Origin of the sequence: Streptococcus cristatus (assembly GCF_003943515.1) — a bacterium.
Taxonomy (GTDB): Bacteria; Bacillota; Bacilli; order Lactobacillales; family Streptococcaceae; genus Streptococcus; species Streptococcus cristatus_D.
On record NZ_RJPT01000004.1, the window covers coordinates 113,197 to 134,018 of the forward strand.

The 20,822-nt window shown below is 43.5% G+C and carries 23 protein-coding genes and 1 riboswitch; of the genes, 7 read left to right on the top strand and 16 right to left on the bottom strand.

The annotated features are described in order from the left end of the window. Positions 1 to 2: 2 nt before the first annotated feature. The 4 genes from D8791_RS05720 to D8791_RS05740 all read right to left on the bottom strand — a co-directional run bounded on the left by D8791_RS05720 (position 3) and on the right by D8791_RS05740 (position 2,522). Positions 3 to 575: a class I SAM-dependent methyltransferase gene (locus D8791_RS05720; RefSeq protein WP_263285487.1), complete on the bottom strand. Its 573-nt coding sequence runs from the start codon at positions 573 to 575 to the stop codon at positions 3 to 5. 179 nt (positions 576 to 754) lie between these two features. Next, positions 755 to 1,459, bottom strand: a complete 705-nt coding sequence (locus tag D8791_RS05725; RefSeq protein WP_260473508.1) for a M56 family metallopeptidase — start codon at positions 1,457 to 1,459, stop codon at positions 755 to 757. A 67-nt stretch (positions 1,460 to 1,526) separates the two neighbouring features. Beyond that, on the bottom strand, positions 1,527 to 1,904 hold the full coding sequence (locus D8791_RS05730; RefSeq protein WP_125446606.1) for a BlaI/MecI/CopY family transcriptional regulator: 378 nt from the start codon (positions 1,902 to 1,904) through the stop codon (positions 1,527 to 1,529). A gap of 261 nt (positions 1,905 to 2,165) precedes the next feature. After that, positions 2,166 to 2,522: a DUF1304 domain-containing protein gene (locus D8791_RS05740; protein WP_125446607.1), complete on the bottom strand. Its 357-nt coding sequence runs from the start codon at positions 2,520 to 2,522 to the stop codon at positions 2,166 to 2,168. A 196-nt stretch (positions 2,523 to 2,718) separates the two neighbouring features. Here D8791_RS05740 and D8791_RS05745 point away from each other — a divergent pair, with 196 nt between their 5' ends. Further along, the gene (locus D8791_RS05745; RefSeq protein WP_049547883.1) at positions 2,719 to 4,035 is read left to right on the top strand and encodes an FAD-containing oxidoreductase; all 1,317 of its coding nucleotides are present in this window, start codon (positions 2,719 to 2,721) and stop codon (positions 4,033 to 4,035) included. Between the two features lie 110 nt (positions 4,036 to 4,145). Then, positions 4,146 to 5,114, top strand: coding sequence for an NAD(P)/FAD-dependent oxidoreductase (locus D8791_RS05750; RefSeq protein ID WP_125446608.1), 969 nt, complete (start codon positions 4,146 to 4,148; stop codon positions 5,112 to 5,114). Between the two features lie 32 nt (positions 5,115 to 5,146). Here the strand turns inward: D8791_RS05750 and whiA are convergent, their stop codons facing one another. The 4 genes from whiA to D8791_RS05770 all read right to left on the bottom strand — a co-directional run bounded on the left by whiA (position 5,147) and on the right by D8791_RS05770 (position 8,370). Continuing rightward, on the bottom strand, positions 5,147 to 6,058 hold the full coding sequence (whiA, locus tag D8791_RS05755; RefSeq protein WP_125446609.1) for a DNA-binding protein WhiA: 912 nt from the start codon (positions 6,056 to 6,058) through the stop codon (positions 5,147 to 5,149). Next, positions 6,055 to 7,032 carry a YvcK family protein gene (locus tag D8791_RS05760; RefSeq protein ID WP_048792125.1) on the bottom strand — a complete coding sequence of 326 codons (978 nt, stop codon included), beginning with the start codon at positions 7,030 to 7,032 and terminating at the stop codon, positions 6,055 to 6,057. The genes whiA and D8791_RS05760 overlap by 4 nt, the downstream gene beginning before the upstream one ends. Continuing rightward, on the bottom strand, positions 7,029 to 7,919 hold the full coding sequence (gene rapZ / locus D8791_RS05765; protein WP_125446610.1) for an RNase adapter RapZ: 891 nt from the start codon (positions 7,917 to 7,919) through the stop codon (positions 7,029 to 7,031). The genes D8791_RS05760 and rapZ overlap by 4 nt, the downstream gene beginning before the upstream one ends. 67 nt (positions 7,920 to 7,986) lie before the next feature. After that, entirely contained in the window at positions 7,987 to 8,370 is a 384-nt protein-coding gene (locus tag D8791_RS05770; RefSeq protein WP_125446611.1) for a RidA family protein, read from the bottom strand. A gap of 133 nt (positions 8,371 to 8,503) precedes the next feature. Next, a riboswitch (PreQ1 riboswitch) is annotated at positions 8,504 to 8,548 on the top strand. A gap of 121 nt (positions 8,549 to 8,669) precedes the next feature. Between D8791_RS05770 and D8791_RS05775 the strand changes: the two genes are divergently transcribed. Both D8791_RS05775 and D8791_RS05780 read left to right on the top strand, forming a co-directional pair. After that, positions 8,670 to 9,647: a nucleoside hydrolase gene (locus D8791_RS05775; RefSeq protein ID WP_125446612.1), complete on the top strand. Its 978-nt coding sequence runs from the start codon at positions 8,670 to 8,672 to the stop codon at positions 9,645 to 9,647. A gap of 4 nt (positions 9,648 to 9,651) precedes the next feature. Next, positions 9,652 to 10,218 (top strand): LytS/YhcK type 5TM receptor domain-containing protein, encoded by a 567-nt coding sequence (locus D8791_RS05780; protein ID WP_125446613.1) that lies wholly within the window; start codon positions 9,652 to 9,654, stop codon positions 10,216 to 10,218. A gap of 146 nt (positions 10,219 to 10,364) precedes the next feature. Here the strand turns inward: D8791_RS05780 and D8791_RS05785 are convergent, their stop codons facing one another. The 6 genes from D8791_RS05785 to D8791_RS05805 all read right to left on the bottom strand — a co-directional run bounded on the left by D8791_RS05785 (position 10,365) and on the right by D8791_RS05805 (position 14,402). Beyond that, entirely contained in the window at positions 10,365 to 11,282 is a 918-nt protein-coding gene (locus tag D8791_RS05785) for an aspartate carbamoyltransferase catalytic subunit (protein ID WP_125372879.1), read from the bottom strand. Positions 11,283 to 11,338: 56 nt separating this feature from the next. Continuing rightward, positions 11,339 to 12,619 (bottom strand): uracil-xanthine permease family protein, encoded by a 1,281-nt coding sequence (locus D8791_RS05790; RefSeq protein WP_125446614.1) that lies wholly within the window; start codon positions 12,617 to 12,619, stop codon positions 11,339 to 11,341. Beyond that, entirely contained in the window at positions 12,616 to 13,143 is a 528-nt protein-coding gene (gene pyrR, locus D8791_RS05795; protein ID WP_125446615.1) for a bifunctional pyr operon transcriptional regulator/uracil phosphoribosyltransferase PyrR, read from the bottom strand. Before pyrR ends, D8791_RS05790 begins: the two co-directional genes overlap by 4 nt. After that, positions 13,118 to 13,357 (bottom strand): hypothetical protein, encoded by a 240-nt coding sequence (locus tag D8791_RS10300; protein WP_185760563.1) that lies wholly within the window; start codon positions 13,355 to 13,357, stop codon positions 13,118 to 13,120. Before D8791_RS10300 ends, pyrR begins: the two co-directional genes overlap by 26 nt. Positions 13,358 to 13,428: 71 nt before the next feature. Then, positions 13,429 to 14,055, bottom strand: a complete 627-nt coding sequence (locus D8791_RS05800) for a Pr6Pr family membrane protein (RefSeq protein ID WP_125446616.1) — start codon at positions 14,053 to 14,055, stop codon at positions 13,429 to 13,431. Between the two features lie 8 nt (positions 14,056 to 14,063). Further along, on the bottom strand, positions 14,064 to 14,402 hold the full coding sequence (locus D8791_RS05805) for a zinc ribbon domain-containing protein YjdM (RefSeq protein WP_125446618.1): 339 nt from the start codon (positions 14,400 to 14,402) through the stop codon (positions 14,064 to 14,066). 208 nt (positions 14,403 to 14,610) lie between these two features. Between D8791_RS05805 and D8791_RS05810 the strand changes: the two genes are divergently transcribed. The 3 genes from D8791_RS05810 to D8791_RS05820 all read left to right on the top strand — a co-directional run bounded on the left by D8791_RS05810 (position 14,611) and on the right by D8791_RS05820 (position 17,114). Then, positions 14,611 to 15,135, top strand: a complete 525-nt coding sequence (locus tag D8791_RS05810; RefSeq protein ID WP_125446620.1) for an ECF transporter S component — start codon at positions 14,611 to 14,613, stop codon at positions 15,133 to 15,135. A gap of 38 nt (positions 15,136 to 15,173) precedes the next feature. Then, positions 15,174 to 15,686 carry a transcription repressor NadR gene (locus tag D8791_RS05815; RefSeq protein WP_125446622.1) on the top strand — a complete coding sequence of 171 codons (513 nt, stop codon included), beginning with the start codon at positions 15,174 to 15,176 and terminating at the stop codon, positions 15,684 to 15,686. Between the two features lie 138 nt (positions 15,687 to 15,824). After that, on the top strand, positions 15,825 to 17,114 hold the full coding sequence (locus D8791_RS05820; RefSeq protein WP_125446624.1) for an aminotransferase-like domain-containing protein: 1,290 nt from the start codon (positions 15,825 to 15,827) through the stop codon (positions 17,112 to 17,114). 187 nt (positions 17,115 to 17,301) lie between these two features. On the opposite strand, the gene D8791_RS05830 is transcribed toward D8791_RS05820, so the two are convergent. Beyond that, positions 17,302 to 19,041, bottom strand: a complete 1,740-nt coding sequence (locus tag D8791_RS05830; RefSeq protein WP_125446626.1) for an ABC transporter ATP-binding protein — start codon at positions 19,039 to 19,041, stop codon at positions 17,302 to 17,304. After that, a complete protein-coding gene (locus D8791_RS05835) occupies positions 19,038 to 20,786 on the bottom strand; it encodes an ABC transporter ATP-binding protein (protein ID WP_125446628.1) in 1,749 nt (582 codons plus the stop codon). Before D8791_RS05835 ends, D8791_RS05830 begins: the two co-directional genes overlap by 4 nt. Positions 20,787 to 20,822: the final 36 nt, after the last annotated feature.

A 20,822-nucleotide genomic window follows, 5' to 3' on the forward strand; every position in this document is an offset into this window, starting at 1 on the left:
CATTAATGTTTGACAATTTTATAAAGGATCCACGATCCCTTTCTTTGACTAATTACGAGCTCAAAGCCTACTGATAACAAAAATCGTCTAAATGCTTCTTCGCTTTGGACCTCTGGTAAAAAGTAAGACAACTTGTTATATTCACAAGCCAGTAAGAGCATCCCATCTGATTTGAGTATCCTTCGAAGCTCTATAAAAGAAGCATCTAGGTCTTGCCAATGAAAATGCGTTTGAAAAGCTGTAATCAAATCAAAACTTTCATCAGAAAATCCTGTCTCCCTAACGTCTCTTCGTTCAAAATTTAGATTGACCATCCCTATCTGTTTGGCTTGAGCTATTGCAATGTCTGAAATATCGATTCCAGTTATAGTACTTTGCGGAAAGGTTTCTTTCAGTAGGATGGTTGAACGGCCGTTCCCAACTCCTACATCTAAGATTACAGGGTAAAATGTCCTATCCAGATGACGAATTGCCCATACAAACATGGGGATATAGGCTCGATTCCACAATTTCATCATTCGTTTTCCTAGAAAGCCCGAAGGATTCTTTGATTGCTGAATCAAAGAATGAAACATGAGTAATAAAAGTATGATAGAAATGATGATTATTATATGAAGCACTCTTCAATCCTCCACTTCTGGATAACTACATTATAGCATTTTAGAGAGATTACAGCTATATTGATCAACAAAACACTTGCATCCCAAAAGATAACTTTTGGGATGCAAGTCATTCAAAACGACTGTCTTTTACCTTACAAGGTTTTTCGTTTTTTGGCTTCTTTCGAGAAGAAAATATTCTTAATCTTCTCATAGCGTAAGAAGCGTTGAATGAGGCGCTGGTCGCTTACATCTGGTTTCAAATCAACCACATAGTCCAACTTGATAAACTTATTGTCAACTGACTGGACCGTGGTCAACTCAAAGCTTTTGCAGGCTGTTTCAAAGATTGCTTCAAAAAGAACTTCATAGTCTAATTCAGCAGGAATCTGAATTTGTACATAACGTCTTGTTTGACTAACCGAACTAAATCCCATCTTTTCTTTGATCAAATGCAACTGGAACAAAGTCTCTTCGTCCTCAACTTCTGTCCCCCAACGTTGCAACATCTTTTTGAAACGGATATAAGAATAGGCATACTTACCTAGGTTAAATGCACAACCAAGCAGCCAAATGGCAAAGAAAATTTCAAACCAAGGCAGCCCTGGAAAATCCTCCCAGAGATTGGCCTGGCTAGCTTTTTCAGCTACTTGAGAAACAGCTTGCTCTCCACTTGTCTGGGTAGCCCTAACGGCTGTCTGAACAGTCGACCCAGTACTCAGCCGAATAAAGCCAGAACCGAACTGGGGACGGAATGGGAACAGAAAACTCAGTAAAATTAAAAACCAGATAAGATACTTGACCTTGACTGAAATTTTGGTCTTAAGAGCTGCAAAGAGCAGGCTCAAAAGCAGGACCAAAATCGAGGTTGAGAAACTTGTTAAGGAGGAAAGACAAAAGGAACTGTTTCATGGGTACTACCTCATGTTACTCTTTCTGATTCAGCAAATTGCGTAGCTCATCCAGTTCATTTTCTGAAAAAGAATTGGACGAAAAGAGAGTCTTGACAAAACCTCCCATGGAATGACCGCTGTAGCGCTTCAAAAAGTCTGACGTTTCTACCTCTAGGTACTCATCTTCCGAAATTAAGGCCGTGTACTGCCTTTCACGCCCCTTGCGAACACTTTCTAAAAAGCCCTTTTCCGTCAAACGAGCTAAGACTGTCAACAAGGTCTGAGGCTTCCAATGGTTATCTTCACCCAGCTTTTCCATAATTTGGGCAGAGGTCGTTGGATTTGGCAGGTGCCAAATAATCTTTAAGATAGCAAATTCACCATCTGGTAAACGTTTAATTGAATGATTCATTATATTTCCATCCTTTCTAAAGTCTTCTTCTAATTTTATTCTACACATGTCTAATAAAAAAGTCAATCATTATTTAAAAAAAGAGAGTGGAACAGAAATCGGTAATTCATTAGAATTCGATTTCGTCGTCCCACCTCCGCACAGTTGAGTAGGGCTGTAAAAGCTGATGAAATCAGCGTAGTAGAGCCCACTCAACCACTGCGTCTTGCTCGACAATCCAAAGACAATTGAGAGGCTAGGACTTTTGTCCCAGACTCCTTTTTAGAAAAATAAACTCAGCAACGTCAACATTGCCAAACCACCCTGCTTGAACAGGATTTTTGGGTCACTGGTCACTGCACCGTAAGCTGCTACCAAGATGATATAAGCCATAAAAATTCCCAGCCAAACCGGACTAGGCTGCACAAAGGCCGCAATCAAGACCAAAACAGCTATCAATCCGTTGTAAACTCCTTGGTTTTTGAAAAGAGTATTGACCGACTTCTGCTCCAACTCCTCTTGTGACATACCAAAGACCCGTGCTGTCGCTGCAGAAGTCGTTGCGATAGTCTCTAAGTACATAATATAGAAAAATTCCAAGACAACCAAACTCGCCAAAATCAGTGTAAAAATAGACATTTTTTCTTCTCCTTATAGAAATTTATGACGAAAAAAAGTATAACATAGAGCAAGAAAAAGCGCTAGAATCTGGTTCTAATAAAATGGACAAAGTGTATAAAGACGTCTTAAAGTACATTTTTAAAATAGGCGTAGCAGAAATGAGCATTTTCTGATTAGATGTGATACAATCTTTTTGAAAAATGGAGGTAAAATTATGTTAACCTATGATTTAATTGTCATCGGCTTTGGTAAGGCCGGTAAAACATTGGCAGCCAAAATGGCGGCCCAAGGAAAAAAAGTTGCTTTGATTGAGCGAAGCAAGGCTATGTATGGGGGTACCTGTATCAATATCGCCTGCATCCCAACCAAGACTCTGCTGGTCGCAGCTGAAAAAGGCCTAGCTTTCGACCAAGTCATGGCTGAAAAGAATGCTGTAACCAGCCGTCTCAACGGGAAGAACTATGCAGCAATCAGTGGCGCTGGTGTTGACATCATTGATGCGGAAGCTCATTTCCTTTCAAATAAGGTCATCGAAATCACAGCTGGCGATGAGAAAGAGGAACTGACTGCTGAGACTATTGTCATCAATACCGGTGCTGTTTCCAATGTCTTGCCAATTCCAGGACTGACTGAAACCGAACATGTCTATGACTCAACTGGCATCCAAAATCTGAAAGAACTTCCTAAACGCTTGGGAGTTCTGGGTGGTGGTAACATCGGCCTAGAGTTTGCTGGGCTCTACAACAAATTGGGCAGTCAAGTGACTGTGCTGGATGCTGCACCTGTCTTTCTCCCTCGAGTAGAACCTTCTATCGCTGCTCTAGCTAAGCAATACATGGAAGAAGACGGAATCCAGCTCCTGCAAAATGTGCAAACCAAGCAGATTAAAAATGATGGTGCTGAAGTTGTCGTTGTGACGGAAGATGGCGAATTCCGCTTTGATGCCTTGCTATATGCTACTGGCCGCAAGCCGAATGTTGAGCCACTGCAGTTGGAAAATACAGATATCGAGTTGACAGAGCGCGGAGCTATCAAGGTCAACAAGCACTTGGAAACATCTGTACCTGGTGTATTTGCAGCGGGCGATGTCAATGGCGGTTTGCAGTTCACTTATATCTCACTGGATGACTTCCGTATCCTTTATAGCTATCTGGCTGGCGACGGCAGCTACACACTGGAAGACCGTAAAAACGTCCCTACCAGCATGTTCATCACACCGCCTTTGGCTCAAATCGGATTGACCGAAAAGGAAGCACAAGAGCAAGGACTGCCGATTGCAGTGAAGGAGATTCCAGTCGCAGCTATGCCTCGCGGACATGTCAATGCTGACTTACGCGGTGCCTTCAAGGCTGTTGTCAACACAGAGACCAAGGAAATCGTCGGAGCGACTATCTTCTCAGCTGGAGCTCAAGAAATTATCAATATCCTGACTGTAGCCATGGATAATAAGATTCCTTACACCTACTTGAGCAAGCAAATCTTCACTCACCCAACCCTGGCTGAAAACCTCAATGATTTATTTGCTATTTAATGTTAAGCCCCTAATGGGGCTTTTACAATCCCTACAAAAATTTAATTACATTTCAACCTCTTTTTGTGGTACAATAATGCTAGTTTATTTTAAAAAGATTGAGGAAAATTATGTCTGAACTGTATGATATTACGATTGTCGGCGGCGGTCCAGTTGGCTTATTCGCTGCATTTTACGCTCATTTGCGCCAAGCCAAGGTTAAAATCATTGATTCTCTGCCTCAGCTGGGCGGTCAGCCAGCCATTCTCTATCCAGAGAAGAAGATTCTGGATGTGCCGGGCTTTACTAATTTGACTGGCGAAGAGTTGACTCAGCGTCTGATTGAGCAGCTGGAGACTTTCCAGACCGACATTTGCCTCAGTGAAACGGTTCTGGATATCGTTAAATCTGATGATGGCTTCACCATTACGACTTCTAAAGCCCAGCATCAGACCAAAACCATTATCATCGCCATGGGAGGTGGTGCTTTCAAACCGAGAGCTTTGGAGCTAGACGATGCTGATTCTTACAGCAACCTCCACTATCACGTTTCAAACATCAGCCAGTTCGCTGGTAAAAAGGTCATCATTCTGGGCGGCGGCGACTCGGCTGTTGACTGGGCGCTGGCTTTTGAAAAGATTGCAGAAACCAGTCTAGTTCATCGTCGGGACAACTTCCGGGCTTTAGAACATAGTGTGGAAGAACTCAAGGCTTCTAGTGTTGAAATTAAGACACCCTTTGTACCTCATCGATTAATCGGCGAAAATGGCAAGATTACCCACTTGGAAATCAGCCAAGTCAAGGGAGAGGAAAGCCAGCTTCTGCCTCTGGATCATCTCTTTGTCAACTACGGTTTTAAATCCTCTGTCGGTAATCTCAAAGATTGGGGACTGGAGCTCAACCGTCACAAGATTTTTGTCAACAGCAAGCAAGAAACTTCCGTGCCAGGTATCTATGCAGCTGGTGACTGCTGCAGCTACGAGGGAAAGATTGACCTGATTGCGACTGGGCTAGGTGAGGCACCTACTGCTGTCAACAACGCCATTAACCATATCTATCCTGAGCAAAAAGTCCAACCCAAACATTCTACAAGCCTATAAAAAACAGCTGCCGAGCTTAAGCTCAGCAGCTTTTATAATTCATCTGCGATTTTATTGATTTTTCTCAAGCGATGATTGACACCGCTCTTAGTTAGAGGCCGGCTCAGACTATCAGCCAACTGCTGGATGGAGTAGTCCGGATGCTGGATACGAAGTTGAGCAACCTCCTGCAGGTCCACAGGTAAACTCTCAATACCGATATTATCGCTGATTTTGGCAATATTGTTGATGGTTTTCATACTGGCTGTGACCGTGCGAGCGATGTTCGCTGTCTCCGCATTATTGGCGCGATTGAGGTCGTTGCGCGCTTCCCGCATGAGCTTAAGAGACTCAAACTCAGCCATGGCTTCCATAGCCCCAATGACAATGAGAAAATCCATAATATCCTCAGCCCGCTGCAGATAGGTGACAGCTCCCTTCTTGCGCTCAATGGTCTTGGCATCCAGCAGAAAACGCCGCATCAAGGCAGCTAAATCCTCAGCATGATCCAGATAAACGGACAGAATTTCCAGCTGGTATTTGCCTGAGTCTGGCTCCCGCATGCTACCATTTGAGAGAAAGGCCCCCCGTAGGTAGGCTCGACTGGCTTCATCATCTGATAAAATGGCCTGGTCAATCCCTGCCTCGATACCAAAAAAGGAGTCAGCCAAGTGCAGGTCAGATAAGGTTTCATCTACTTTCTGATCCAGGAATACTGTATAAACGCGATTCTTGCGCAGATTAGTCTTCTGATGGTGACGGATCTCTGACTTGACCTGATAAAGGTCCAACAACAACTCATAGAGATGGCGAGCAATCTTGGCATTTTCTGTTGAAATGGATAAAGTGAGGCCGGTCGAAGAAATTCCCAAACTACCAGCCATCTTGATAATGGCAGCCAACTCGTTTTTGTCTTTTACAGATAAGCTTAAAAGCTCTTCTTTTACTTTTACTGTAAAGCTCATTTGCGCACCTGTATAATCTGCATCAATTCATCAACAAGTAACTCTCCATCATGAAAAGCTCCGCCATTTTCCAAACGAAGGAAATTCGATGAAATGACACGCGGAACTTGCTCTTGCAGCCCTCGAAAATTATGCTCAACCTGAACCAGATATTCATCAAATTTATTGCTATTCATATACTCGCGCGGAACTGGTTCGATATTGACCAAGACAGTATCAATAAACTTTTTGCCCAGATGACGATGCAATACTTGAACGTGGTCGCTATCTGAAAAGTGTTCTGTTTCGCCGCGCTGGGTCATAATGTTGCAGACATAGGCTACTTCTGCCTTAGTATCTAAAATAGCTTGGCCGATTTCTTCGATTACGAGGTTTGGCAAGATGGAGGTAAAGAGAGAACCCGGTCCCAGCACCACCATATCGCTATCCAAAATACTCTGAACCACCTTTCTACTAGCAACAGGCTTTTCATCATCATAGGTATTGGTCACATAGACCCGCTCAATCATACCAGCCTTACTAGCCAGATTGCTCTCACCGACAACTTCCGTTCCATCTGTAAACACAGCATGCAGAGTCAGCGGAGTGTCGCTTGAAGGGTAGATTTTACCTGTTGTATGGAAAAACTTGGTTAGAAGCTGCATGGCATTATAGGTCGAACCCTGCATTTCGGAAATGCCTGCAATAATCAGATTCCCCAAGGGATGACCTGCTAGAACACCATCTCCTTTGGCAAAGCGATACTGGAAGACCTTCTCATAAAACTTTGGCATATCAGACATGGCCACCAGGACATTTCGCAGGTCACCTGGCGGCGTCAGCTGCTGGATGTTTTTCCGCAGCTCGCCAGAACTGCCGCCATCATCTGCTACTGTGACAATGGCTGTGATCTCTACATCCTTTTTCCGCAGGCTGTTTAAAATAACTGAAATTCCTGTACCGCCGCCGATGACTGTGATTCTTGGTTTTCTCATGAGCGGTTCACCGTTTCCTTCCGACGATTTTTGTCGCGATGACTGGCATTAACTGGCCAGTTTTTTGCTAAATCGTCAGCCAAGCGCTGTGCAAAGGCCACACTACGGTGCTGTCCGCCCGTGCAGCCGACTGCGATGGTCAGTACAGACTTTCCTTCCTTTTGATAGCCAGGCAAAATCGGCTCAATCAAGCCTAGCAGGTTCTGGTAAAATTCTTCTGACTCTGCATGGTTCATGACATAGTCAAAGACATCCTTGTCCAATCCTGTTTGATTGCGCAGTTCAGGTTTATAGTAGGGATTAGGCAGGAAACGCACATCAAAAACCAAGTCCGCATCCAGAGGTAAACCGTATTTGAAACCAAAACTCATAACCTCAATGCGGAAACTGTGCAGGTCAGCCTGGTTTGAAAATTGTTCAGAGATGGTCTTTCTGAGCTCCCGTGGTGTCAGTTCCGTCGTATCTACAACATTTTGACTGAGGTTCTTCAGAGGGGCTAAGAGTTCGCGCTCCAATTTAATACCATCTAAAATTCGCCCGTCGGCTGCCAAAGGGTGACTACGTCGCGTTTCCTTATAGCGAGCCACCAATTCCTTATCAGCCGCATCCAAAAATAGAATTTTAAAATCAATTTCTGTACTTCTTTCCAGCTCATCCAGAATATCCTGAATCTCCAAAAAGAAGGAGCGACTCCGCATATCAACAACCAGAGCCAGTTTATCATTGTCAGTGGTTCCTTCGACCAGCTGCAAAAACTTTGGTACTAAGGTCGGTGGCATATTATCAATGGTAAAATAACCCAAATCCTCAAAAGACTGGATAGCGACAGTCTTTCCGGCACCGCTCATTCCTGTCACAATCACTAATTGAATCTTGTGTTCAGCCATTCTTTCTCCCTTCATTTAACATTTTATTTCTAAAAAAGGACGGGAAACTTCTCCCGGTCCCAATCATTTATTCTACAATCTCAGCAATGACTTCGATTTCGATTTTTACATCACGAGGCAAGCGAGCCACTTCTACTGCCGAACGAGCTGGAAAATCGCTCTTAAAGGCCGTTTTGTAGACCTCATTAAATGGCACAAAATCATTGATGTCGCTTAGGAAGCAGGTCGCCTTGACCACATGGTCAAAATCTGTTCCAGCCGCTTCCAAAATAGCTCCTACATTTTTTAAAACTTGCTGAGTTTGCTCTTCAATCGTTGCACCTACAATTTCTCCTGTCTCCGGTGACAAAGGAATCTGACCACTTGCAAATAAAAGGTTGCCAACGATTTTTCCTTGAACATATGGTCCGATTGCTGCTGGTGCTTTATCTGTTTGTACTATTTTTGCCATTGTATTCTCCTCATTTCTTCTATCTTACTTATTATATCATAAAGTCAAAAGACTGACTAATCTTGTCCCCCTTTCCATTGACTTTTAGGACATTTTTCTTTATGATAGTAAATGCATAACTCAAAACACTTGTTTTGGACTGGTTCGCAAACTTCCCAGTATAAAAAACTAAGTACCCTTATATTCTAAAGTAATGTAATTGCGCATAGTTTTTTCTGGTGTCCTGCCACTTTGGCAGAACTAACTGAGAGGTTGAGACGGAAGTTTCAGCCTTATTTTATTTTTCAAAAGGAGGACCTATGAAAAGAAAAGTTATTATTGACTGCGATCCTGGCATAGACGACAGCCTAGCCCTGCTCTATGCCCTGCAACACCCTGACTTAGAGGTCGTGGCTTTGACCATAGTCGCTGGAAATGTCCCAGTAGAACTTGGTCTTGAAAATGCCTTTAAAATCCTAGAAAGGCTGAATCGGCTAGATATTCCAGTTTATGTAGGAGCCGACAAGCCCTTGGTTCGTGACTTTGTCTCCGCCCAGGATACCCACGGTATGGATGGACTAGGGGAAAGTAGGATAACAAGAAATAGTTCCACCCAAGCCCAGCCACAAGCAGCTTATGATTTTCTAGCTGACTATTTCCAGAAAAATAGTGATACTTCCATCATTGCACTGGGGCCTTTGACCAATATTGCCTTGGCTCTTAGGAAAAATCCTACACTTGGTCAACATCTAGACCGATTTGTCAGCATGGGCGGCAATTACAAATCGCACGGCAACTGTTCGCCCGTAGCTGAGTACAACTACTGGTGCGATCCACATGCAGCCCAAGAAACCTATGAAAAACTTGGGAAAAAGATTGAAATGGTCGGTCTAGATGTCACTCGAAAGATTGTCTTGACGCCTAATCTATTGGAATATATGCGTTTTATCAATCCTGAAGTCGCTGACTTTGTCGGAAAAATCACTCGTTTTTACTGGGATTTTCATTGGGAGTATGAACATATCATCGGCTGTGTCATCAACGATCCATTGGCCGTTGCCCATGTCCTGCATGAGGACCTTTGCCAAGGCTTTGACTCCTTCGTCGATCTTGCAACGGAAGGCATTGCTGTGGGACAAACGCTAGTTGATACCTATCATTTTTATGGTAAGGAAGCCAATGCTAAGATACTGACCCAAGTAAACACCCAGCTCTTCTTTCAGGATTTTCTCTCCGTGATACTCAACACTTCAAAGGAAATTATCTGCCAAGATCTAGAAACTTTAAATTTAGGATAAAATTATGAAAAAAACAACACCATTTACCATCACATTTACAGCTATCTGCATCGCTCTAAACTATATCGGGGCCAACATCGCACTTTTTCTAAAACTTCCTGTTTATTTGGATACTTTTGGAACGATATTGGCCAGCCTCATTTTAGGACCTATTTGGGGAGTAGGAACAGCGGTTGCCAGTGCTCTTATTAGCGCCTTTACAACGGACATCTCTGCTATCTATTTCTCTCCAGTAGCCATTCTTTTGGCTCTGCTTGTCTCAGCCTTTTTCACTGCTGATTCAAAACCAAGACTAAACCTCCTCTGGAAAACGGTTCTAGTCTCTCTACCAGCTACTGCTTTAGCCTCTCTGATCACTGTGATAGTCTTCAAAGGAATTACCCCAAGCGGCTCTAGTATTATCGTTCAAGGTTTACACGGTTTAGGCTTAGATTTGGTCACCAGCACCATCATCGTCCAAGCGCTAACCGACTATGCAGACCGACTCATCGTTATTGGGGTCAGTCTGGTCTTCATACCACAACTCAAAAAAGTCATCCCAAGAATCTTTGTAAAATCCAGCAATGCATAAATCAAAAGAACTACTCAAAAAACATAATTTCGAGTAGTTCTTTTGATTTTAACATTTGTTTTTTTATAAGTCTTTAAGATTAAGTTTAAAAAAGGAATAGGAAGACTCTTATTGAGTCCAATCCTACTCCCAAGCTACATTTGAGATTAATTTCGTCCTTTGAGAACAGCCTCAATGATAGCCATTCTGACAAAGACGCCATTTGTCATTTGTTCTACAATCCGAGATTTTGGAGCTTCAACCAAATGGTCTGCAATTTCTACATCGCGATTGACAGGCGCTGGGTGCATCAGGATAGCGTTATCCTTCATACGATCATAGCGCTCTTGCGTCAAACCATGGAGTTTATGATAATTTTCCTTAGAGAAAATGGAGTTGTAGTCATGGCGTTCGTGCTGTACGCGGAGGAACATCATGACATCCACTTGGTCAATCACTTCGTCAATCGTTACGAACTTACCATAGTCAGCAAATTCCGCACTTCTCCACTCATCTGGACCAGCAAAGAAGAGCTCAGCGCCAAGACGTTTCAAGATTTGCATATTAGACTTGGCTACACGAGAGTGATCAAGGTCACCAGCGATAGCTACTTTCAAACCATCGAAATGACCGAACTCTTGGTAAATTGTCATCAAGTCAAGCAAACTTTGGCTTGGGTGCTGACCAGAACCATCACCACCATTTACGATAGAAGTTGTAATTGTTGGGCTTTCGATCAATTCTTTATAGTAATCCACCTCAGGGTGACGGATGACACAGACATCTACACCGAGAGCTGACATAGTCAAAATCGTGTCATACAAGGTTTCTCCCTTGTTGACTGAGCTTGTCTTGACATCAAAGTCAAGCAGGTCGCATCCAAGTTTTAATTCTGCTACTTCAAAAGCCTTGTGAGTCCGAGTTGAAGATTCAAAGAAGAGGTTTGCAACGATATGCTGCTCATCATAATGAACCTTTGCGCCGTTTTTAAATTCGATCCCGCGCTTGATCAAAGCCATTACTTCTTCGTTCGTAAGGTGTTCCATAGATACAAGATTTTTAAGTGCGATTTGATTTGATGACATGATGTTATACTCCTTTTTTATTAAAAACTTTGGACAAATGTAGCAATCTCGTCAGCCTAATTTTTAGGTTCTGGCAGGATGAGGTAGAGGGCAATTCCCAGAACAGTTGACAAGGCAACTCCTGAAACTTGCAGACCTGATAGTTGCAGGGTCAGACCACCGATACCAGATACTAGAACGACACTAGCAATCAGCAGGTTCTTTTTGTTGTCAAAATTGGTTTGCGCTTCAATCAGAATTTTCAAACCGCTGGAAGCAATTACCCCGAAGAGGGCGATGGAAATGCCTCCCAAAACTGGACTTGGAATTGATTGGAGCAGGGCGGATACTTTTCCAACAAAACTCATGATAATCGCCAGTACAGCAGCACCAGCAATCACATAAACACTGTAGATTTTATTGAGCGCCATAACCCCGATATTTTCACCGTAGCTAGTCACTGGCGGAGCACCAAAGATACCCGCGATAACCTGAGCCAGACCATCCCCAGCCAAAGTCTTATCCAAACCAGGCTCTTTAAAGAAATCCTTGCCTGTCAAGCTATTCAGAACCATTACATGCCCAAAGTGCTCTGTCATAGTTACAAAGGCGATCGGTGCCATTGTTAGAATTGCACTTGGATATAATTTAAAATCATAATCTATAAACGGAAGATTCATCGGCGGAACGTGGAACCAAGAAGCTTTTGTCACGTTGGCAAAAGAGATAATCTCCTGACCTGTCACTGCTCCGGCAATCAGGGCAAAGATATAGCCAACAATCAAGCCCAGCAGAACTGGAATAATACCAACGATTTTCTTACCGTAGATGTTAAAGAGAATGACGCAGAGAAGGGTTACCATCCCGATAGTAAAGTAGGTAATGTCGTAGACCTTTTGGTCGCCAACAGTCTTATACATGACATCGCCAACGGCTGTACCCGCTAGACTCAGACCAATCACCATAATGATAGGCCCTACCACTACCGGTGGCAAAATCTTATCAATCCAGGTGTTCCCCGCGAATTTCACGATAAGGGCCACGATAAAGTAGACTAGACCACCCGTGATAGCACCTTGTGCAACCGCAGCAATCCCATCTGTCTTCATTAGAATTTGCATGGCAGCGATATAAGCAAAGCTGGAACCCATATAAGCAGGGATTTTGTACTTGGTCACTGTCAAGTGAGCCAGCGTTCCCAAACCACTTGAAAATAGAGCTACCGCTGGGTCAATTCCCACCAGAATCGGAACCAACACCGTTGCACCAAACATGGCGAATAAATGCTGGAATGAAAGCCCTAAGAGTAAGCCAGGTTTTGGCATATCATGGACATCGTATTTAACTTCTTGACTCATCTTGTCTCCTCCTCTACAATCAGAACTCGGTCCTGACCATCTTTTTCAGTCATTTCAACAATAATCTCTTCTCGGTGGCTCGTTGGAATATTTTTGCCAACATAGTCTGCCCGAATCGGCAACTCACGGTGCCCGCGGTCCACTAGAACAGCGAGGCTGACGCGTGATGGCCGCCCATTGCTGACAAGATTATCAATGGCTGCGCGGATAGTCCGGCCTGTATAGAGCACATCGTCAACGATAATCACTTCGCGATCAGTAATGTCAACTGGAATCACTGTCGTGTCTTCCTTGACCTTGATATCGTCTCGGAAGGGCTTTGTATCCACTTCGCAAACTGGAATCTCAATTTTCTCAAGCTGAGCCAGTCGTTGTTGGATGCGTTTGGCAATGAAAACCCCTCTGGTCTTAATGCCTGCCAAAACAATTTGGCTTAAATCCTTGTTGCGCTCGATGATTTCATAGGTGATTCGCGTGATGGCACGATTCATAGTGATCTCATCGACAACTTCCTTTGTCTTCATCTAAACCTCCTAAAAACATTAAAAAAGCCTCCTTTTGCAAGGAGACCTCAGAAAATAGAGACAGGCTGAAACAAGACGCACTTGTCACACTCCACCCATCATTTTTACTTTGCTCCTTGCCTATCTCTCTGGATAGAATTAAAGGACTATTTAATTGTTTATAACTATACCACAATTTCAATTCCATTTCAAGAAAAAAATAAACTTTTTTCATGAGAAATTGCTAATCCATTTTAACAAAATAAAAAACAGAGAACATCTGTTTTCTATTCCTATTATAAGAATCTAAGCTTTCTTCTTTGAAAATGAGATAGATTTGATTCCGTAAAAAATATAACCAAAGACCAGATAGGCCACAAAGATAATCAAGCACATCTTGATAACATAAGGCCAACCGCGCTTATAGACATTCAGGAAAAAGTAGGGAAAGGGTTTATCCTTGGCATTTGGAATATCAATTTTCAAGAAAAAACCGTTAATCAGGGCAAAAATCATGTAAATCAGTGGAACACTTGTCCAAGAAATGGGATCAAACCAACGATACTGCCGAGTCTTATCAAATACAAGAGTATCAAAGAAAAACATGAGGGGTACAATATAATGGCAAAGGAAATTTTCCAGCCGATAAAAATCGGTCGCAATCGGAGCTAGGAGCAGGTGATAGACCACGCAGGTAATCATGATACACATGGTCACGCCGCCCTTCACGCGCAACAGCTTGGAACTCTCCCAGTTATTGTCCGTCCACATTCTAAAAATGAGATAGGCGGTGAATAATAGAACCAGAAGATTAGACAAGACCGTGTAGTACATTAGCATTCCCACGCCAAGTTTAGCAATTTCCAGATAGACTCCTACAAAGGCCAAAACCAGAAGAAGAAGGCGATAAGCAAGAATTACTTTTTTATTCATAGCGCTTCTCAGATTTTCTTGACAAATTCTGACTTGAGCTTCATAGCACCAAATCCGTCAATCTTACAGTCAATATTGTGGTCGCCTTCGACGATGCGGATATTTTTCACGCGCGTTCCTTGTTTGAGATCCTTAGGAGCACCCTTGACTTTCAAGTCCTTGATTAAGGTAACTGTATCCCCATCGGCCAACTGGTTTCCATTCGCATCAATAGCCACTGGACCAGCTTCTCCTGCTGCAACTTCTGCAGGATCCCATTCATAGGCACATTCTGGACAAACCAAGAGGACACCATCTTTATAAACGTATTCTGAGTTACATTTTGGGCAATTTGGTAAATTATTCATTAATTCATTTCTCCTTATAAGTGGGCAGACATTCAGAAAAGAATAAGAACCGAATGACAGCCATATTTTACCGTCTTATTATACGATATTTTATCTTATTTGACAAATGTGTCCAGAAAATCATCCTATTTTCAAAAAATTTTCTTGACTTTTGTGACAAAACAATGTACTATTCTAATGTATATACAGTTATTTTAAGGAGATTATTATGAAACCAAAATCTAAAAATCAGTTTATGACACTGACCGCTTTCTTGACTGCCCTAGCCATTGTTATCCCGCTGGTTATGCCGATTAAGATTGTCATTCCGCCCGCTTCCTTCACTTTAGCTAGCCACGTTGCTATCTTTCTAGCCATGTTTATCTCGCCCCTCATGACAGTCATTGTCGTTCTCGGCTCTACCATCGGATTTTTCATGTCTGGCCTTCCTTTCATCATCACCCTGAGAGCCCTGTCTCACCTGCTCTTCGGGACTATCGGCGCTTTTTACCTGCAAAAGCATCCTGAAACACTGGACAGTCAGAAAAAGACCTGGATCTTTAATTTTGTGCTGGCCCTGATTCATGCCTTTGGTGAGGTAGTGGTCTGCATTCTCTTTTATACGACAACAGCCTATCCGGCGAATGCCTTCTATATCCTCTTTGGTTTAGTTGGATTTGGTACAATCGTTCATAGCATGGTGGACTTTGTCATTGCCAAATTTGTCTATCAGGCTCTGAAAAAGATTCGCTAAACCTTGAATCTTCTAGAGATTTGATTTACAATGAAGTTATGACAAAAAAACGAAGAAATGATGTATTAGAGCTTTTAAAAGAAGCTCGCCAACCTTTAAACGGACAATTTTTGGCGGAACAATTTCATGTTACTCGCCAAATCATCGTTCAGGATATTGCTCTGCTGCGGGCCGATGGTTCTCCTATTATCAGTACCAATAGGGGCTATCTCTATAAGGAAAGTAATGAACCCGCTCATTGTCATAGACTCTTTAAACTCAAACACAAGGCGGACGATATCGAAGCCGAACTTTTGGCCATCGTTGATAATGGCGGGCGGGTGCAAAATATCATGATTGAGCATCCTGTCTATGGGGAAATCCAGACCTATCTGAAATTGACCTGCCGTCGCGATGTGCAGCAATTTTTAGAGCAAGTCTCAGAGAGCGATTTTCGTGCCTTATCCGAGCTAACAAATGGAGTTCACTACCATCTAATCGAAGCGGATTCTCAGCAGGACTTAGACTATATAGAGGAAGCCTTAGCTACACTGGGCTTTCTGCAAGAATAAGCACGAGGCAAATATTCTAGATTGAACCAGTTTTGAAGGGAATTCAAGGCTGGTTTTTATATTTTGAATAAACAAGAAACTTTGTCAACTTCCTAGAAATAAGGTAGAATAAGAGAAAGAAATCTGTAGGGGGACAGAATGGCAGCAAAAGCTAAATACCAAGTTATCATGGATAAAATTATTAGGGACATTGACAAGGGAAGGCTTACTACGGGGCAAAAGATTCCCTCCGTCCGCAAGCTGGCAGACCGCTACCATTGCAGTAAAGATACTGCTCAGAAGGCTCTGATTGAACTTCGTTATCAGAAGTACATCTATGCTGTACCTAAGAGTGGCTACTATGTCTTGGAAAATGACCAAAATAAAAAGGAAGATATAGAGCTGGCTGTGACAGACGACCGCCACCAAGCCTATGAAGACTTCCGCCTGTGTGTCAATGAAACGCTGATCGGTCGAGAAAACTATCTTTTTAACTACTATTCCCAACAAGAAGGACTGGAGGAGTTGCGACAGTCAGTCCAGCGCTTGCTCTTGGACTCTGCAGTTTACACTTCTGTAGATAATTTAATTCTGACTTCCGGTACCCAGCAAGCCCTCTACATTCTCTCTCAGATTGACTTCCCTAATAGAAAAGAGACCATTCTGGTTGAGCAGCCCACCTACCACCGAATCAATGATATACTGCTAAATCAGAAATTGCCTTATGAGACCATTGAACGTAAACCGACTGGGATTGACCTGAAAGAGTTAGAGAGAATTTTTCAAACAAGGCGGATCAAGTTTTTCTATACGATTCCCCGCTTTCACTATCCACTAGGACATTCATACAGTCGTCAGGAAAAGGAAGAAATCCTTGCCCTCGCTGAGCGTTATGATGTCTATATCGTTGAAGACGACTATCTGGCTGACTTTGACAGCAAGCGGGAACTACCCTTTCATTATATAGATGACAGCCAGCATGTCCTCTATATCAAGTCTTTTTCTACCAGTCTCTTTCCTGCCCTGCGCATCACGGCCTTGGCTCTGCCACCACATATTCGAGAAACCTTTCTATCCTATAAAATAGCGGTTGACTACGACAGTAACCTCATCATGCAAAAGGCTCTATCCCTCTATATTGACAATCTGATGTTTGAAAAGAATCGCCTAGCCTTGCTGAACCGGCTGGAAACTGAAAAAAATAAGGCACAATTCCTCTTGGACGACCTTCATTTCCCTCTGCCCCACCAGTTGACAACAGATGGCGTGATTTTTAACCTCCAATCCCTTCCCTCAGTCAGCTCCCTCAAACACAGCAAGCTGCCGCTGGACTTTTTTGAAAGCAGCTACATTCAGACCTGCCCCTACCACTATGCTAAGCTAGGGTTTGATGATTTAAAGGAAAATTTGGAAAAATTTAAAGACTATCTAGAAAAGAGAGTGGGATAGAAATCGGTAATTCGTTAGAATTCGATTTCGTCGTCCCACCTCCGCACAGTTGAGTAGGGCTGTAAAAGCTGATGAAATCAGCCTAGTAGAGCCCATTCAACCACTGCGTCTTGCTCGACAATCCAAAAACAATTGAGAGGCTAGAACTTTTGTCCCAGCCTCTTTTCTTTGAATTTTTCCTTGTTTTTCAGGCATCCAACATTCCAGCCTGTAACTGGTACATCTTCTTGTACGTCCCATTTTGTGCTAAGAGCTCTTCGTGGCTACCAGACTCAATAATGCGCCCCTTATCTAAAACGTAGATGCAATTGGCATCCTGAATCGTGGACAACCGATGGGCGATGGCAATGGTGGTTCGCCCCTGCCGCATTTTCCGGAGAGAATGCTGGATCAGCTCCTCAGTCTCCGAATCGATATTGGCAGTGGCTTCATCCAAAATCAAGATTTTAGGCTTAGTTGCGATGGTTCTGGCAAAAGCCAAAAGCTGTCGTTGGCCACTAGAGAAGGTGGAACCTCGCTCAGTAACCGGATTATCATATCCCAGAGGTAGTTGGCTGATAAAGTCATGGGCATCAACAAAGCGAGCTGCTTCTTCGACCTCCGCTTGCGAAAGATTTTCCTGATACATGCGGATATTGGAGGCAATGGTGCCGTGGTAGAGGAAGGGATCCTGCAAGACAAGACCGATATTGCGTCGTAATTCTGCTTGACTATAGTCTCTGATGTCTCTGCCATCAATAAGAATCTTACCTTTTTCAAATTCATAAAAGCGCAGGAAAAGATTGATAATGGAGGATTTTCCCGAACCCGTTGCCCCAACAAAGGCAATCGTCTCACCTTGCTTGACGCTAAAGGAAATATCCTTTAGAATTTCTCTCTTTCCGTCATAAGAAAAGCTCACATGCTCAAAGTCAATATTGCCCGCCTGAATCTCAGGTCCTTCTTCTGCTTGGTCAGGCTCAAAGTCTCGACGATCCATCAGTTCAAAAACGCGCTCCGCAGCCACCATGGATGTCTGAAGAACTGAGTAATTTTGCATGACATCGATCAAGGGATTGAAAAGCTGGTTGACATACTGGATGAAAGCATACATGACACCTGCAGTCACTCCAGCTACTTGCCAGCTCAAGCCGAAATAAGTCAGAATGACTGCATAAGCCAAGATTTTCAGCAAGGACATGGCTGGGCGCAGAAAGAGGCTGTTCACATTCAGATAGCGATTGCTAAAGTCCAAATGTTCTCCATTGATTGCTTCAAATTCTTTGATTAATCGTTTTTCCTGACCGAAAGCTTGGATGATTCGCATCCCTTCAATGCTCTCAGAAAGTTTGACATTGAGGTCGCTTAGTTTAGCTCGAACTTGCTTGAGCAAGCGATTGGACAGCCGCTGATACAGCACAATAGAGCCAAGCATGATAGGCAAAAAGAGGACAATCAGAAGAGTCAGTCGCCAATTCAGAGCCAGCATGGTTGCGATCGTCACCACCAAGATAAGCATGGAGCTGAGAAAGTTAGAAAAAATGCTGCTAAACATATCAGCCACTGACTGGGTATCGTTTGTCAAGCGAGAAACGATAGCCCCTACTACTGTCTGGTCAAAGTAAGCCGTGCCTAATTGCTGCATATTCGCAAAAGTTTCCTGCCGAAGATCGCGAACAACGCTGTAGGCCACCCGTGCAAAGGCATATTGTCCCAGAAAAGTAAGGAGTACTCGCAAAAGAAAGAGGCCATAGTAAATCCCCAGCAGATAGAGGCCACTTGTGGCTGCTTCTCGGCTGACAAACTGATCAATATAAGAACGAGCCAAGAGCGGCAAGGCCGTTGTCACCAAGGTTGTCGCAAAAATAAAAGCTAGAGCCAGTAGGCTAATCCATTTGTAGCGCCACATATAGCCTAGGAGGCGTCTAAAAGTTGATTGTTTTATCATTTTGCAGACTCCTCCTTGAAACGTTCATATAGTTGTTGATTTTGATAGGTTTGAGCATACCAGCCCTGTGCTGCCAGAAGTTCTTGGTGGTTTCCTCGCTCCTTGATGCGACCATTCTCCAGAACCAAAATCAAATCCGCATGGACAATGGCTGACAGACGATGGGCAGTGATAATGGTCGCCTTGTCAGCTCGCTCCTGCTTGAGATTTTCTAAAACCACATGCTCGGTCTTGGCATCCACTGCTGATAAGGAATCATCCAAAATCAAAATTTCTGGATTGGTGATGAGGGCTCTGCTCATAGCCAAACGCTGCTTTTGACCACCAGAAAGCGAGACACCCCGCTCTCCAATCAGCGTATCCAAACCATCCGGCATAGCCTTAATATCCTCATAAACACCACAAAGCTGGGCTGCTCGGATGACTTGCTCATCTGACAGTTCTGGATTGGCAAAGCGGATATTGTCCCGAATGGACAGAGCAAAGAGTATCTGATCCTGAGGCACATAACCAATCAGACCACGCAGATCCTTAAGAGCATACTCTCGGATATCGTGCCCATTCAAATAAATTGCTCCTTCCTGAATATCCTGCTCCCGCATCAAAAGGCGCAGCAAGGTGGTCTTCCCAGATCCAGTCGGCCCTACAATCCCCAAGGTCTGCCCTTTTTCTAATGTAAAGTGAACATCCCTCAAAGTCACTTCGTCCTCATAAGCAAAGTAAGCTATCTCATAGTCCAGTCGGCCATTTTGAATACTAGCAAGTGGCTGCTTGGCTTCCTCTACATCCGACTCCTCAGCCAGCAAGTTCTCAATCCGTTCATAGGAAACAGCTCCCCGCTGGCTGATATTCACTAGGTACCCCATCGCTTGCAGCGGCCACACGAGCATATCCAGATAAGTCATAAAGGTAACCAGCTCACCGACTGTAAATTGACCTTTAGAGATAAATATTCCTCCAAAAATCAAAGTCAGAACATAGGACAAGCCGACAAAAATCAGCACCATAGGGTCAAACAGGGAATTATACTTGGCAGCCAAGATGTTCTTGCGGTAGACTTCTTGGTTGATGGCTGCAAAGGACTGAGTCTCCGCATTCTGATAGCCAAAAGACTTGGTCACTTTAATCCCCGCTACGCTCTCCTGAACTTTGTTGTTGAGATCAGAAAAAGCCTCCTGAGCTGCTTTAAAGCTCTCGTGATTCTTCCGACCAATCAAACTAGTCCCCCAGGATAGAAAGGGTAGAGGGAGAATAGCAATCAGAGTCAACCGCCAGTCCAAGACCAAAAACATGGTGATGAGAGTCACCAAGGCCGTAATAGAAGCATCTACCGCTGACATAACACCACCGCCAGCCACGCTAACCACTGCATTGATATCATTGGTCGCATGCGCCATGAGGTCACCCGTTCGGTATTTTTGATAAAAACTCGGCGACATCCGCGTAAAATGCTCAAAAAGCCGAAAGCGTAAGATGCGCCCCAGATTATTTGCTGTACCAAAGATATAGAGCCGCCAGACATACCGCAAACCATACATAATAAAAGCGGACAAAATCAAAAGGAGAAGATTATAAGCAAGTTCTCCAGCAGTCAGACTCTGCCTAGCAATTCTATCTATGACCTGCCCAATGACTCGTGGCGGAATCAGATTAAACACACTGACCAGAGACAAGGCCAAAATGCCGATCATATAGCGCCGTTTCTCCAGTTTAAAAAACCAGTCCAATTTTCTGATAAGATTCATTTCGTTTCCTCATTCCAAATAAAGGACGGACAGCCC

What these genes read in the sequence shown, in the direction of transcription:
- D8791_RS05720 (WP_263285487.1), bottom strand. Translation starts at nt 575, where the DNA reads ATGTTTCATTCTTTGATTCAGCAATCAAAGAATCCTTCGGGCTTTCTA.
- D8791_RS05730 (WP_125446606.1), bottom strand. Translation starts at nt 1,904, where the DNA reads ATGAATCATTCAATTAAACGTTTACCAGATGGTGAATTTGCTATCTTA.
- D8791_RS05740 (WP_125446607.1), bottom strand. Translation starts at nt 2,522, where the DNA reads ATGTCTATTTTTACACTGATTTTGGCGAGTTTGGTTGTCTTGGAATTT.
- D8791_RS05745 (WP_049547883.1), top strand. Translation starts at nt 2,719, where the DNA reads ATGTTAACCTATGATTTAATTGTCATCGGCTTTGGTAAGGCCGGTAAA.
- D8791_RS05750 (WP_125446608.1), top strand. Translation starts at nt 4,146, where the DNA reads ATGTCTGAACTGTATGATATTACGATTGTCGGCGGCGGTCCAGTTGGC.
- whiA (WP_125446609.1), bottom strand. Translation starts at nt 6,058, where the DNA reads ATGAGCTTTACAGTAAAAGTAAAAGAAGAGCTTTTAAGCTTATCTGTA.
- D8791_RS05760 (WP_048792125.1), bottom strand. Translation starts at nt 7,032, where the DNA reads ATGAGAAAACCAAGAATCACAGTCATCGGCGGCGGTACAGGAATTTCA.
- rapZ (WP_125446610.1), bottom strand. Translation starts at nt 7,919, where the DNA reads ATGGCTGAACACAAGATTCAATTAGTGATTGTGACAGGAATGAGCGGT.
- D8791_RS05770 (WP_125446611.1), bottom strand. Translation starts at nt 8,370, where the DNA reads ATGGCAAAAATAGTACAAACAGATAAAGCACCAGCAGCAATCGGACCA.
- D8791_RS05775 (WP_125446612.1), top strand. Translation starts at nt 8,670, where the DNA reads ATGAAAAGAAAAGTTATTATTGACTGCGATCCTGGCATAGACGACAGC.
- D8791_RS05780 (WP_125446613.1), top strand. Translation starts at nt 9,652, where the DNA reads ATGAAAAAAACAACACCATTTACCATCACATTTACAGCTATCTGCATC.
- D8791_RS05785 (WP_125372879.1), bottom strand. Translation starts at nt 11,282, where the DNA reads ATGTCATCAAATCAAATCGCACTTAAAAATCTTGTATCTATGGAACAC.
- D8791_RS05790 (WP_125446614.1), bottom strand. Translation starts at nt 12,619, where the DNA reads ATGAGTCAAGAAGTTAAATACGATGTCCATGATATGCCAAAACCTGGC.
- pyrR (WP_125446615.1), bottom strand. Translation starts at nt 13,143, where the DNA reads ATGAAGACAAAGGAAGTTGTCGATGAGATCACTATGAATCGTGCCATC.
- D8791_RS10300 (WP_185760563.1), bottom strand. Translation starts at nt 13,357, where the DNA reads ATGAAAAAAGTTTATTTTTTTCTTGAAATGGAATTGAAATTGTGGTAT.
- D8791_RS05800 (WP_125446616.1), bottom strand. Translation starts at nt 14,055, where the DNA reads ATGAATAAAAAAGTAATTCTTGCTTATCGCCTTCTTCTTCTGGTTTTG.
- D8791_RS05805 (WP_125446618.1), bottom strand. Translation starts at nt 14,402, where the DNA reads ATGAATAATTTACCAAATTGCCCAAAATGTAACTCAGAATACGTTTAT.
- D8791_RS05810 (WP_125446620.1), top strand. Translation starts at nt 14,611, where the DNA reads ATGAAACCAAAATCTAAAAATCAGTTTATGACACTGACCGCTTTCTTG.
- D8791_RS05815 (WP_125446622.1), top strand. Translation starts at nt 15,174, where the DNA reads ATGACAAAAAAACGAAGAAATGATGTATTAGAGCTTTTAAAAGAAGCT.
- D8791_RS05820 (WP_125446624.1), top strand. Translation starts at nt 15,825, where the DNA reads ATGGCAGCAAAAGCTAAATACCAAGTTATCATGGATAAAATTATTAGG.
- D8791_RS05830 (WP_125446626.1), bottom strand. Translation starts at nt 19,041, where the DNA reads ATGATAAAACAATCAACTTTTAGACGCCTCCTAGGCTATATGTGGCGC.
- D8791_RS05835 (WP_125446628.1), bottom strand. Translation starts at nt 20,786, where the DNA reads ATGAATCTTATCAGAAAATTGGACTGGTTTTTTAAACTGGAGAAACGG.